General features: G+C 30.4%; 13 protein-coding genes. 6 read left to right on the forward strand and 7 right to left on the reverse strand.

Annotated features, from left to right (window positions below; genetic code table 11):
• The first annotated feature begins 122 nt into the window (after positions 1-122).
• Together Q0684_RS03760 and Q0684_RS03765 are read left to right on the forward strand one after the other, a co-directional pair.
• A complete protein-coding gene (locus Q0684_RS03760) occupies positions 123-722 on the forward strand; it encodes a ribonuclease HII (protein ID WP_299012705.1) in 600 nt (199 codons plus the stop codon).
• Positions 723-970: 248 nt separating this feature from the next.
• The gene (locus tag Q0684_RS03765) at positions 971-2,023 is read left to right on the forward strand and encodes a nucleoid-associated protein (RefSeq protein ID WP_299012706.1); all 1,053 of its coding nucleotides are present in this window, start codon (positions 971-973) and stop codon (positions 2,021-2,023) included.
• A 143-nt stretch (positions 2,024-2,166) separates the two neighbouring features.
• On the opposite strand, the gene lipB is transcribed toward Q0684_RS03765, so the two are convergent.
• Positions 2,167-2,868: a lipoyl(octanoyl) transferase LipB gene (lipB, locus tag Q0684_RS03770; RefSeq protein WP_299012707.1), complete on the reverse strand. Its 702-nt coding sequence runs from the start codon at positions 2,866-2,868 to the stop codon at positions 2,167-2,169.
• 65 nt (positions 2,869-2,933) lie between these two features.
• On the opposite strand from lipB, the gene Q0684_RS03775 reads away from it, so the two are divergent.
• Together Q0684_RS03775 and Q0684_RS03780 are read left to right on the forward strand one after the other, a co-directional pair.
• Positions 2,934-6,644 carry a reprolysin-like metallopeptidase gene (locus Q0684_RS03775; RefSeq protein WP_299012708.1) on the forward strand — a complete coding sequence of 1,237 codons (3,711 nt, stop codon included), beginning with the start codon at positions 2,934-2,936 and terminating at the stop codon, positions 6,642-6,644.
• Complete coding sequence (locus Q0684_RS03780) at positions 6,641-7,321, forward strand: hypothetical protein (protein WP_299012709.1); 681 nt, start codon at positions 6,641-6,643, stop codon at positions 7,319-7,321. The genes Q0684_RS03775 and Q0684_RS03780 overlap by 4 nt, the downstream gene beginning before the upstream one ends.
• A gap of 18 nt (positions 7,322-7,339) precedes the next feature.
• Here the strand turns inward: Q0684_RS03780 and Q0684_RS03785 are convergent, their stop codons facing one another.
• Positions 7,340-7,579, reverse strand: coding sequence for a DUF1456 family protein (locus Q0684_RS03785; RefSeq protein ID WP_299012710.1), 240 nt, complete (start codon positions 7,577-7,579; stop codon positions 7,340-7,342).
• 22 nt (positions 7,580-7,601) lie between these two features.
• Positions 7,602-8,237 carry a VTT domain-containing protein gene (locus Q0684_RS03790; protein ID WP_299012711.1) on the reverse strand — a complete coding sequence of 212 codons (636 nt, stop codon included), beginning with the start codon at positions 8,235-8,237 and terminating at the stop codon, positions 7,602-7,604.
• A 130-nt stretch (positions 8,238-8,367) separates the two neighbouring features.
• Here Q0684_RS03790 and aat point away from each other — a divergent pair, with 130 nt between their 5' ends.
• Both aat and Q0684_RS03800 read left to right on the forward strand, forming a co-directional pair.
• Positions 8,368-8,994, forward strand: coding sequence for a leucyl/phenylalanyl-tRNA--protein transferase (gene aat, locus Q0684_RS03795; protein ID WP_299012712.1), 627 nt, complete (start codon positions 8,368-8,370; stop codon positions 8,992-8,994).
• A gap of 225 nt (positions 8,995-9,219) precedes the next feature.
• Positions 9,220-10,014 (forward strand): DUF3050 domain-containing protein, encoded by a 795-nt coding sequence (locus Q0684_RS03800; protein WP_299012713.1) that lies wholly within the window; start codon positions 9,220-9,222, stop codon positions 10,012-10,014.
• 91 nt (positions 10,015-10,105) lie between these two features.
• Here the strand turns inward: Q0684_RS03800 and Q0684_RS03805 are convergent, their stop codons facing one another.
• The 4 genes from Q0684_RS03805 to Q0684_RS03820 form a co-directional block, all read right to left on the reverse strand.
• The gene (locus tag Q0684_RS03805; RefSeq protein WP_299012714.1) at positions 10,106-10,831 is read right to left on the reverse strand and encodes a head GIN domain-containing protein; all 726 of its coding nucleotides are present in this window, start codon (positions 10,829-10,831) and stop codon (positions 10,106-10,108) included.
• 110 nt (positions 10,832-10,941) lie between these two features.
• Positions 10,942-12,612 (reverse strand): PspC domain-containing protein, encoded by a 1,671-nt coding sequence (locus Q0684_RS03810; RefSeq protein WP_299012715.1) that lies wholly within the window; start codon positions 12,610-12,612, stop codon positions 10,942-10,944.
• The gene (locus Q0684_RS03815; RefSeq protein ID WP_299012716.1) at positions 12,605-12,949 is read right to left on the reverse strand and encodes a PadR family transcriptional regulator; all 345 of its coding nucleotides are present in this window, start codon (positions 12,947-12,949) and stop codon (positions 12,605-12,607) included. The genes Q0684_RS03810 and Q0684_RS03815 overlap by 8 nt, the downstream gene beginning before the upstream one ends.
• A gap of 53 nt (positions 12,950-13,002) precedes the next feature.
• Complete coding sequence (locus Q0684_RS03820) at positions 13,003-13,434, reverse strand: DUF4870 domain-containing protein (RefSeq protein ID WP_299012717.1); 432 nt, start codon at positions 13,432-13,434, stop codon at positions 13,003-13,005.
• Between the last annotated feature and the right edge of the window lie 9 nt (positions 13,435-13,443).

The following is a 13,443-nucleotide window of genomic DNA, read 5'->3' on the forward strand; positions in this document are numbered from 1 at the left end:
CGTCACAAATGTAAAATAATAAAACGAAAATATAAGTTAATAATTATTGGGATAATTATTATTTTTAAATGATTTTAAAACACAAATCAACACAACACCAAAAAAAATCTTTTCTTTGCAATATGTTAAAATTAAATTACAGTGGTTTTGCTTTAGAGGCAGGTACAGATGAAGCTGGTAGAGGTTGTTTGTCTGGCCCAGTTGTGGCTGCTGCTGTAATTTTACCAGAAAACTTTTCGCATCCTTTGTTAAACGATTCCAAACAAATTTCAGAAAAGAAAAGAAATTTACTAAAACCAATAATAGAAAAAGAAGCTGTGGCTTTTGGTGTTTCTTTTGTTTGGCAAGCAGAGGTAGATAAAATTAACGTCTTGCAAGCCTCTATTACAGGCATGCATCGTGCCATAGATGCCCTTAAAATTACACCAGAATTTATAATTGTAGACGGTAATAAATTCAATAATTATAATGCAATTCCGCATGAAACCATTGTAAAAGGAGACGCAAAATATGTGAGCATTGCAGCAGCATCTGTTTTAGCAAAAACCTATAGAGACCAATATATGGAAGGGATTCATAAAGAATTCCCCATGTATAATTGGGCAAAAAACAAAGGTTACCCAACCAAAGAACACAGAAATGCAATAAGAACATTTGGCGCAACAAATTACCACAGAAAAACATTTAAGCTATTGCCAGAGCAAACAAAGTTAAATTTGTAGTTTCCTTATTTGTATTAGAAGCCAATCGCGCTTTCCATTATATCTTTTTATGCTGAATTTATTTCAGCATCTTTTAATTTTAAAAAGAGTAAGTTATTTGTTAAAACAGATACTGCATTAAGTGAAGCATAAAAAGGATGCCATTTCAATCACGGCTAAACTTGTTTGCCAAATTTTAGAAAACTCCGCTATTTAATGCTCTTTAATTTAAAAAGTTCAACTATTTTTACATTTCAAATTTTAGAAAAATGATTAAAAAGACAAGAGCAGAAATTACAAAATGTATTTTACATAAAGTTGCCAATAAATTTAATAGCGGTACCAATGTTTTTTCAGAAGATTTAATTCGTTTCGATCAAGAAAGTTACGATTTAATGAAGTCTTTTTTACTAAAACCCTTTGGTTCACTTACCCAAAGTTATCGTTTTTCACATCATGCAGATGTGCGTTTAAATGAAATGAACAATTATGCCACAGAAATTTTTAAAGACGAAACTACCTTTGTAGAATTCTCTAAAAATATGGTGAATCATTTGTATGAACAATCCAACTCTGCACAAATAAAAACTGGTGATGTTTTGGTAGTTTTTATAGAAGGTATAGAATATAAAGACGTACTAACAGAAGCTGTAGGTTTCTTTAAAATAGAAAATAAAGTAGATTTCTTTCAAACTTATTTAGATGATAATGAAAGTTGGGATGTTGTGGTACAAAAAGGAATTTCAACAAAAAAAATAGACAAAGGTTGTTTAATTTTAAATACAGCAGACACAGAAGGTACTGTAGTTTTTTCTGTAGATAACAACAATTACGATGCTCAATATTGGATTAACAACTTTTTATCTGTAAAACTAGCAGACGATTACAATTCGCATACACAGAGTTATTTAGAAATGTGTAAAGAATTCTCAGAAGAAGTAATTAAGCCAGAAATGGGTATGCAAGAGCAAGGTAATTTCTTAGCAAATACAGTAGATTATTTTAAAGAACACGAGGCTGTAGATTATCACGATTTTAAAGACGAAGTTTTTGCAGAAGACAAGCACAAAGAGTTGTTTGACGATTATAAAAAACATTTCGAGAACTTAAATGACGTTTTAATTCGAAACAATTTTGATGTTTCTGGAGTAGTTTTAAAGAAAGAAAAAAGCAAACTAAAAACAGAAATAAAACTAGATACCAACATTAATATAAAATTAGATGTAGACGCTCCAGAAGCTGCTTCAGAATATTTAGAAAGAGGATATGATGAAGAAAAGAAAATGAAGTATTATAAAGTGTATTTTAATGAAGAGAAGTAGTTTTGTTAGTTAAAAGTTTAAAAGTTTAAAAGTTTAAAAGTTGGAAAAGTTGAAAAAGAGTTTATAAGTTTATTTGGGTGCGTATTGTAATCAAAAATATTTTTCAAAATTCTTACCAAAAACCAAAAACCAAAAACCAAAAACTATCCAACAAACTCTTTCACTTCAAAAAGAGCCTTAAAATGCTTTAATATTTTAGTTTTTACTTCTTCTAAATCTAATTTTCTACCCAATTCTGCTTCCATAGAAGCCACTGCTTTTCCTCTAATTCCGCACGGAATAATATGATCAAAATAGCCTAAATTGGTATTTACATTTAGTGCAAAACCATGCATTGTTACCCAACGTGAAGAACGTATTCCCATAGCACAAATTTTTCTAGCAAAAGGCGTTCCAACATCTAGCCAAACACCAGATTCACCTTCACTTCTTTCACCTTTTAAACCGTATTCTGCTATGGTTAAAATAATGGTTTCTTCTAGTAAACGTAAATATTTATGTATGTCTGTAAAAAAGTTTTCTAAATCTAGAATAGGATAGCCAACAATTTGTCCTGGCCCATGATAGGTAATATCTCCTCCTCTGTTAATTTTGTAAAAAGTAGCTCCTTTTTCCGCAAGTTGCTTTTCATTTAAAAGTAGGTGAGCCAAATCGCCACTTTTACCTAAAGTATAAACATGCGGATGCTCTACAAATAAGAAGTAGTTTTTTGTATTTTGTTTCAGATTATTTCTACGATTATCAACTTTAATAGTTACCGTTTCTTGTAACAAATCGGTTTGGTAATCCCATGTTTCTTTATAATCTTTAACTTTAAGGTCTTTTAAATGTACTGTTTTGCTCATATTTCGGACTACAAAGATAATTAATTACTTATATTTGGTAGTGTTATACTTTTAAATTGTTATTCATGAATTACAAACAATTTTATTTTCTATTTAGTTTATTTTTTACCTTAGGGTTTATTCAAATAAATGCCCAAGATTTGTGGCAAAAAAAGGACATAGAAACCTATTTCTTGCAAAAGAAACCTCTAAAAACGTTTAAGAACTTTCCTGAAAAATATAGAATTTATAGTTTAAATGTTAAGGTTTTAGAAAACCAACTTAAAGGAAAAACTAAAACAATACAATTACCAAATGGAAGTGGAATTTTAGAAACATTCGTAATAAAAGAAACTTCTAATTTCTCCAATAAATTAGTAGCAAAATTTCCAAAGATTAAATCTTATACAGCAAAGAGTATAGAAAACCCAACAGCGTTTGCTAAAATAAGTGTAGGTACAGATGGCTTTCATGCTGTTATATTTTCATCTAATGGTAAAACCGTTTATATAGATCCGTACACTAAAAATAATAAAGACTTTATTGTTTATAAAACTTCCGATTTAAAAAGTGAAGATGAAGTTTTTAAGTGCGAAGTAGAGGGTTTTGCTAAAAATCAAGAATTGCCTAGTTTTAGTTCTAAAGTTGTAAGTGATGGTAATTTAAGAACCTATCGTTTAGCAATTACATGTAGTGGAGAGTATGCACAGTTTCATTTAAACAATCAAGGTATTGCAGCTTCTGCAACAGAAAGTGTTAAAAAAGCGGCTGTTTTATCTGCCATGAATACATCTATGACTAGAGTAAATGGTATTTTTGAAAAAGATTTGGCGGTAACCATGCAATTTGTAGATGATAATGATAAAATTATTTTTTTAGATGCAGATACAGATAATATTACAGATGGAGATCCTAATGCAATGTTAGATGAAGCGCAGCTTATAATTGACACAGCAATAGGTGATGCAAATTACGATATTGGACATATTTTTAGTGTTGCAGGAGATGGTTTGGCAGGTTTAGGTGTAGTGTGCTTATCTAACCAAAAAGCAAAAGGTGTTACTGGTAGAAGTGCTCCTATTGGAGATCCTTATGATATAGATTTTGTAGCACACGAATTTGGTCACCAATTTGGAGCTACGCACACACAAAACAACGATTGTCAAAGAACGCAAATTTCAGCAGTAGAAGCAGGTAGTGGTTCTACAATAATGGGTTATGCAGGTATTTGTAGTCCAAATGTACAAGGGCAAAGTGATGATTATTTTCATGCATTTAGCATCTCTCAAATACAAAATATTATTCAGTCTTCTGGAAGCTGTGCAACTTTAACTGCAAATGGCAATAGCGCACCAGTGGCAAATGCTGGGTTAGATGTAAGTATTCCAAAATCTACGCCTTTTGTGCTAACAGCAACAGCAACAGATGCAGATGGTTTAAGTGCTTTAACTTATAACTGGGAACAAGTAGATATCGAAATTGGCCTAATGCCTCCACAATCTACTAATTCTGTAGGGCCAATGTTTCGTTCTTTGCCTTCTAAAACAGATCCAAAAAGATATTTCCCAGAATTCTCTAATGTAGTCGCTAATGAAACTAGTACCTGGGAAGTGTTACCAGATGTAGAACGAAGCTTAAATTTTTCTCTTTTGGTAAGAGATAATGACATTAATGGCGGTGCAACCTCTAGAGATAATATTTTAGTTTCTGTAGTAGATGCTATCCCTTTTGAGGTTACCTCGCAAACAACAGCGGAAATTTGGGATGCAGGAGCAACAGAAACCGTAACTTGGAGTAAAGGTACTTCTGATATAGCGCCAATAAATTGCAAAACAGTAAATATTAGATTATCCACAGATGGTGGATTAACATTTCCTTTTCTATTGAAAGAAAACACACCAAATGATGGTACAGAAATAATAAACATACCCAATAATATTACTACATCAGCCAGAATATTAATAGAAGCAGCAGATAATATTTTTTATAACATAAATAGTACAAATTTTACTATTAGATCTACAGCACCTAGTTTTATTTTAAGCAATACTTCAGGAAATTTAGCAGCTTGTAACTCAGGAAATGCAACTACAGCATATACTTTAAATTTAGATTTTATAAATAATTTTACAGAAACAGTTACACTATCCGCCACAGGAAATCCTGCAGGTTCTCAAGTTAGTTTTAATCCTGTCAGTTTAAGTGCAGATGGCAATACTGTTATGACAATTACTAATACAGATAATGTTGCTGCAGGAGATTATATTATAAATGTTTTAGGAAGTTCTACCACTGTTAATCAAAATTTAGAAATTAATTTTAGCATAACAGCATCTAATTTAAATCCTGTACAGCTTTTAAGTCCTACTAATGCATTACAAGATGTCTTATTAACAGATGTTTTAACTTGGCAAGCAGATGTAAATGCATTTGTTTATGATGTGCAAGTAGCAGCAGATCGTTCTTTTACAAACATTATTTTAGAAGAAGAAGTTTCTGAGACTTTTTTACCACTTTCTAATTTACGAGGAGAAACCACTTATTTTTGGCGAGTTAAAGCAAAAAACACCTGTAATGAAGGCGATTTTTCCAATGTTTTTAGTTTCATAACAGAAAGACCTTCTTATTGCCCATCTACTTTTACAGATGAAGCTGGTGGTTCTGAATTTATCTCTAATGTTACTTTTAATACCATTAATAACAACTCTAGCAATGACCTAATAGACGGTTATGAAGATTTTACGAGTATTAATACAGATGTGTTTAGAGACATAGCGTACGAAATATCTGTTACATTTGATACGGCAGGCTTTCAAGACCATTGTTACGTATTTATAGATTGGAATCAAGATTACGTTTTTGATAAAGATACAGAACGCTATGCTTTAGGAACAGAAACTGATGATATTGCAACAACAACCTTTAATATTAGAGTACCTGCAGATGCAAAAATGGGTAAAACCACAATGCGTGTTATTATTGAGTATGATGATCCTACAGATGGTTTTGGTGATGGACCTTGTGACATAGATCATCTTACAGAATGGGGAGAAACTGAAGATTATTCAATTACAGTTACAGAGCCAACAATAGACCCTAATAATGTTTCTGTAAGTACGGCTTCAGAAACTTGCGTAAATGAAGGAGATGGAGAAATAACTGTAAAATTTGTAAAAGAAGCTTTTAATTATACTGTAGTAATTTCTGGTGATAATACAGATTTACGGGGAGATGTAACTAACTTATCAAGTACTTCATTTTCTAATTTATTGCCAGGTTTTTACAGGGTTTGTGTAACTACAAAAGAATTGGATTTTACCCAGTGTTTTGAGATAGAAATTGTAGCATCTAATACCATTGCTTTAAAAACGGAAGTTACCAATGAGAAAAAGTATAAAATAAGTATGGAAAGTGGAACTGCTCCTTTTAGCGTTTTTCTGAATGAAAAGCTACTTTTAACTACTAGCGAAAAAACTTTTGAGTTTACACCTAGGGTAGGAGGTAAATTAGAAGTAAAGTCTGCTAAAGCATGTGAGGGTTCTTTTAAAACATCTATAGAAACTGTAGTTTTGTTAAAAAATCCGGTAGTAAATTCTATTGATTTATTACTGCCTTTAGAGCTAGATAATAATAGAGTAAAAGCAACTATTTTTGATGTAAAAGGAAAGTTGATTTTAAATAGATGGATTTCTACAAATAACAATACAATGTCCATTCCTTTTCAAGATTTCTCTAAAGGATTGTATATTTTAAAATTGTCAATAGCTAATAACCCTATTAAAATTATAAAGCAATGAGAAAAATACTAACACTATTTTTTGTTTTTTGTTTCTTTCAATTAACAATGCAATGCGCTAAGAGTGCACCCAAAAATGAACCACCACGTAATTTTACATTGGTATTTCCTAGTAAAGATTTACTTTGTATAGATAATAACATTACCTTTAATTGGAATGATGCTGTAGATCCAGAGCAAGATGAAATTGAGTATAATATTATAATAGCTAAAGATAGGCAGTTAACAGATATTGTAGAAAATAGAACAATAAGTAACTCTCAAATTAGTATTATTTTAGAAAAAAATACCGCTTTTTATTGGCAAGTAACTGCTTTAGATGGGGTTAATAACCAAGGTACCTTTTCAGATACCTTTGCCTTTTTTACCAAAGGAGATCCTACTGTAAATTATGCGCCATTTATGGCAGAACTAGTATTTCCAGCTCATAATACTTCAGTAGATGCTGGTATGTTAGATTTAACTTGGAATGCTTCAGATATTAATACTACAGATACGCTAACTTACGAAGTCTTTTTTGGAGAAGGAAATGCACTAAATCTTTTAGAAGAAGCTTCTACAGAGCCTAATTTTGGCGTTACAGTAGTATCTGGCAAAACGTATTCTTGGCAAATAAATGTAACCGATAATTTTGGAGCAAAAGCCATTGGGCAAGTTTCAAAATTTACCGTAAACTAGTTAATTTAAGACAAAAAATTACTTTTTCTTTTCGGGCATTGGTCCGCGCAAATGAATAACCAAACCGTTTAAGAAATTGCGCAAAAATTGATCTCCACATTCTATGTATTTGGGATGATCTTCTTTTCTGAAAATAGCACCTAATTCGCCTTTAGTAACTTTAAAATCTACTAGAGCACAAATGTCTATAATATCTGTATCTCTTAGTTTATGCGCTACACGTAATTTCTTAAAAATGTCGTTGTTTGTAAGTCCCATTTTGCAAATGTAAGTTAATTTATTAATCTACTACTTTAAAAATTGCCCAGGCATAAATTGCAAATCGTAAAAACCTAAACAGACCAAAAAGCACTACATTTTTAAAGGAATATTTAATCATACCAGCAGCAACACAGGTAATAGAAAAAGGCACAGGTAGTAATGCACCAACAATTATTAAAAAACCTCCCCATTTAGAAGTGTTTTTTAAATGTTTCTCCATTTTTACTTCTAAATAAACTTTAACCGATTTAATTTTTAAGGCTGTTTTGCCAATAAAATAAGAGATTAGGCCACCAGAGTAAGAAAGGGTTGCTAAAATAGCAAGGTTTAAAACTGGTTCAGGTGTTTTTTTTGTCCAGGCAATAAAAATTTCTGGCGGTACTAAACCTAAAAGAGTTTCAGAGGCGAAAAAGAAAGAGAAAATACCTATTCTAGAAAAAGTTTCTGTAATACGCTCTAAACCATCATTAATATTATAAACGTAGTTGTTAATTAAAAACAAGGCAGTAACAATAACAACAACTGGTATAAAAGCCTTTTTTAAACTTTCCCAAATAAAAATGTAAAAACCTGTTCTAGAATAATAACTGTGCATTAGTTTTGCACGCTCTGTTTTAGTTTTAATTCTTTTTATTTTGGGTTTCTTTATTTTCATAGATGGTAATAACCTTATAAATAAGAAGTACAAAAATAACAACTTTTATTTTAGTAGAACCATATTAAAATTACATTAACTATATTTTAATAAGTTTGTAATTTAGCATACTCAAATACTTTTAATTTACATGTGGCTTACAGATAAAATTGCTTTTCCAGACTATAAATTTACTACCAAAGATGGGGTTATTGCTTTAGGCGGAGATTTGTCTGCCAAGCGTTTAGTTTTTGCCTACAAAAATGGAATTTTTCCTTGGTTTTCAGAAGGAGAACCAATTGTTTGGTATTGTCCTAGAGAAAGGATGGTTTTATTTCCTGATGAAATAAAAATCTCAAAAAGTATGCGCAAAGTAATTCGTAAAAAGGAATTTTTAATAACAGAAAATAAGGCTTTTGAGGCTGTAATATACAATTGCAAAACTATAAATAGAAAAGATGGTTTAGGCACTTGGATTACTAATGCTATGGAAGAAGCCTATATTAATTTACATAATATTGGAGTTGTAAAATCTATTGAAGTTTGGCAAGGAGATAATTTAGTTGGTGGTTTATATGGTTTAGAAATTAATGGAGTTTTTTGTGGAGAAAGTATGTTTAGTAAAGTGGCAAACGCCTCTAAATTAGCCTTTATTCATTTAGCACAACATAAAAATTACCAATTGATAGATTGTCAAATATACAACTCACATTTAGCAAGTTTAGGTGCTAAAGAAATTTCTAGGGATTTGTTTTTAAAAATTTTAAAACGTAGTTAAACACATTTTTTAAACCATTTCTATTTTAGTTAGTCTGAAGATTAACATCGTTTTTATGGTAAAAATTTATTGTTGTAATTTATAGAGAACTAAAAAAATATTCTAATTTCTGTTTACTAGAAATTTTACTTATTTCAGTATCTATTATATTTATTACAACTTAGAAAAAATATCAGCTTTTAGCGGTAACTTTGTTTTGTATACTTAATTAAAAAATGGTGTTAAATGAATAAAATAGAGCAGATAGAATATGAGATTTCAGGGTTAAGAAATGAATTGAAAAATCATAAACTTTATAGAAATTTACAGAATGTAAAGGACATTAAAATTTTTATGGAAAACCATGTATTTGCGGTGTGGGATTTTATGTCGCTTTTAAAAAGTTTACAAGCACAACTAACTACAGTATCAACTCCTTGGACTCCGTCTAAAAATGCAAAGCTGGCAAGGTTTATAAATGAAATAGTACATGGAGAAGAGAGTGATATCAATGAGCTAGGAGTACCTAGAAGTCATTTTGAAATGTATTTAGATGCCATGTTAGAGGTTAATGGAGACGTAAAGCCAATAAATAATTTTATAAAATTAATTCAACAAGGGCACTCAGTTTCATATTGTTTAAATGAAGTTGCTGTAGACCAAAGAATAGCAGATTTCGTGAAATTCACCTTTTCAATAATTGCATCTAACAAACCGCATTTAGTAGCATCTGCTTTTACTTTTGGTAGAGAAGACGTTATACCAGATATGTTTATTGAAATTTTGAAAAGTTCAGATACTGAAAACAAACAATACAAAAAAATTAATTATTATTTAGAAAGACACATTGAGTTAGATGGTGATGAACATGGACCATTGTCTTTAGAAATGGTGAGTGAATTGTGTAAAGATGATAATGAAAAATGGACAGAAACTTTAAACGTGGCCAAACAGTCTTTAGAAAAAAGAATTGATCTTTGGAATGCTATTTCAGATTTAATTGAAGATGAAAAGCTTAAACATAATACAGTGGTAATATAAGTAGTATGTTTTAAAATAGTTTTACCTTATAAAGATCTGCTATTAAAGTATTTAGTATACTTTAATAGCAGATTTTAACTTTTAAATAATTTTATTTTTTTGAAATACTACCTCCAGAGTTCGTGCTCTTGCTTACGTCTGTAGGGTTTCCTTTAAAATCTATATCACCACCACTGGTTGCACTAGCTTCAATTTTATTGTTTGCATAAATATTTATACTAGCACCACTTGTAGCTTTTGCGCTTACGCTATCGCTTTTTAGTTTATAAGCATTTATAGAAGCACCGCTAGTTGCTTTTGCGTTATGTCTTATAGTTGCTCCTGAAATTTTAATACTTGCTCCACTAGTAGATTTAGTAATAATGCTATGCGCATCTAAATCCATTTGTATTTCTGCACCACTTGTGGCGTAAATAGAAATTTGTTCTGTTTTTAGCGTACTTTCGGTAAAAACAGCACTTCCACTAGTGGCTTTTACATTATCTAATTCTGGCATTGCAACAAATACTTTTTTTGCTTTGGCGCTCCAAATACTTTTTTCTGAATAAATTTTTAAAATACCGTCTTCTACACTTGTAATAATTAAATCGTGCAAGTTTTCATCTGCTTCTAAACTAATTATTGTTTTAGATTCTTGACTGAGATAAACCTCTATTCCCGCGCTTACTTTTATAGCAGTAAATTTTTCATTTACTCGTCTTTCTTTTGTAATTACATTTCTATTGCCGTTTACTGCGTTAAACATTTCTGCATTGCAAGCTGTAAGCATTGTAATAAAGAATAAAATTGTTACTGTTTTAATGGCCTTATTTATCATGAGTTTGGTTTTTTAATTGCTGTAACAAATTTCTTAATATTAAATCATTCTATAAAAAAAGGTATTCCCAGTTGTTACTATTTAAAGACCAACTGTATTAATTACTAATTTTAAACCTTTTTTAATTCTTCTTTTTCATTTTTAATACTACAATCTGTGCATTTTAATTTTTGATTGGTCATTATAAAATAATGTGTTGCCATATCTCTTTTATACATTTTGGTTGAGTTTTTTACATCATTTAAAAAGTATTTGACAGATTCATCTAAGTAAATGTTGGTTGCTTCTGGCAGATAAACTGTAATTGTTACTTGTTCATCTTTATAAATATTTCCAATATTTGATAAGAAAAAGGCATTTAAAATAAGTTCATTTTCGTTTATTTTATAGTCGTATCTAATTTTTTCAGCAGAATTATTCGCATCAATTCTACTACGGCCGTTAGATTTTTTTTGAATTACAGCATATGCATTATTTGTTATACTTTTTTTAATATTTAAATTCACATCATTACTGTAAGTTATGGTCTCTCCATTTACTTCTATGCGTTCTTTACCATACCTTCTTCTTACATTTTCTTGGTAAAAGAGTAAATCGTCATTTACAATTTTTACAGTTAAAGTGTCTTTTGGACTAACATTTAAATCTGTTTTTTCAACAAATTTTCCATTTTTTGCGTGTTTCGTGCCAAATTCTACACCTGTAAACGCCATTATTATTAAAGCGACTAACCAGATACCCAATAAACTAAGCGATGTTGTTTTTGTAAGTTGTTTTACATTACTAGATAAAATGCGCAGCCCAAGAACAAACAGGATAATAAAAGGAATACCCACTAAAATAAATAAGGCTAAGGTTAATAACCATTTTGGTAAAGTAGCATCATGTAAAAAGTCAGGGTAATTTATAAACTCTCCATTAATATTTAAAATTTCAAAACTTCCTACGGAAAACCCTCCAACAATAAGAGATAAAATAACGGCAGCAGCTACAAAAACTAGAATAATTCCTATAAATTTACCTATGAATTTAAACAATACTAGAAATATTTTACCAATAGTATCTAAAAAATCTTGCAACCCGTTATTTTTTTTTGCCTTTACTGGAAAATTTGAAGCCATTTTTTCGGAAAATTCATTCGCTCCTTTTTTAATTTTCTCAGAGGCATTGTTAGCAAAATCTTTAAAATTTTCTGAAGTACTTTTCAATTCCTCTCTTATTTTACGTTCAATATTATCAATATTTACAGGCTCGCCTTCCATTTGCAATTTTTCTGCAGTAGTTTTAGCTTCTGGTAATAATATCCAAAAAATTATATAAATAAGTACGCCAACACCTGCGCTAAAAAATAGTGCTAACATCCCTAAACGAATCCAAATGGTATCAATATTAAAATAATGTGCAATACCAGATGCAACACCACCTAAAAATTTATCTTCACCGTCTCTAAAAAGTTTTTTACCAGTATTGGTGCTTCTTTGGTAAGAATAACTGGCATCAGAATAACCTTCTTCTGCATCAGCATAATCCTCAGGCTGTCCCATAATTGCAATAATATCTTCTATATCACTTTCATTTACAACCTGTCTTGCATCTGTAATTTTTTCTGATAAAAGCTCACTAATTCTAGCCTCTATATCTGCAATAATCTCATTTTTACCTGCGGAATCTTCACTTAAAGAATTTGAAATAGATGCTAAGTATCTTTTTAGTTTTTGATATGCAACTTCATCTATATGGAAGAAAAATCCACCTAAATTTATGTTTACTGTTTTATTCATCTGTAGTTGATTTTGTGCTAATTACTTGGTTTACTGCGTTTAATAAATTACTCCATGTTTTGTCTAATTCTTTTAAAAAAAGACCTCCGTTTTCGGTTAAAACATAGTACTTTCTTGGTGGTCCAGATGTAGATTCTTCCCACCTGTAACTAAGTAAGCCTGCATTTTTTAAACGGGTTAGTAAGGGGTAAATGGTGCCTTCTACCACAATCATTTCTGCATTTTTTAAGGTAGAAAGTATTTCAGAAGTGTAGGCATCTCCTTTTTTAAGGATAGATAAGATGCAATATTCCAAAACACCTTTTCGCATTTGTGCCTTTGTGTTTTCTATTTTCATTGAATACGGTTTATGTGTTTATTTTTCTTTTTTAAGAAAAAAATGAGGTGTGTTTATTTTATAAATTTTATGGTAAAAGGGTATTTATAATTTTCACCATCTCTAGCTTTTATAGCAGCAATTATTACCAATACAACACTAACTATGTATAACAAACTTGTTAAACTACCTAAACTTATAATCTGAAATAGGTTTTCTGAGTTGAAGTTGATGTTGAAATTAAAGTTATTAGCGTGTCTAAATTCTTTAAAGAATGTGCCAAATGCAAAAGGAACAAAACTTAATGCTAAAATAAACGTATAAAGAGTATAGCTAATATTGAAGTTTACAGCTTCTTTACCTTGTTCATCTAAAAATGTACTTCTGTCTTTTAAAGATTGCCACGCTATTAATGGTGTAATAATGTGCCCAAAAGGAAACATAAAACCTGCAAAAGCAGAAATATGTATTAAAAATGCATTCGTATTTTCGTTATTTCTATTCATTTGTCTAAA

Source organism: uncultured Polaribacter sp., assembly GCF_947503875.1.
Classification (GTDB): Bacteria; Bacteroidota; Bacteroidia; order Flavobacteriales; family Flavobacteriaceae; genus Polaribacter.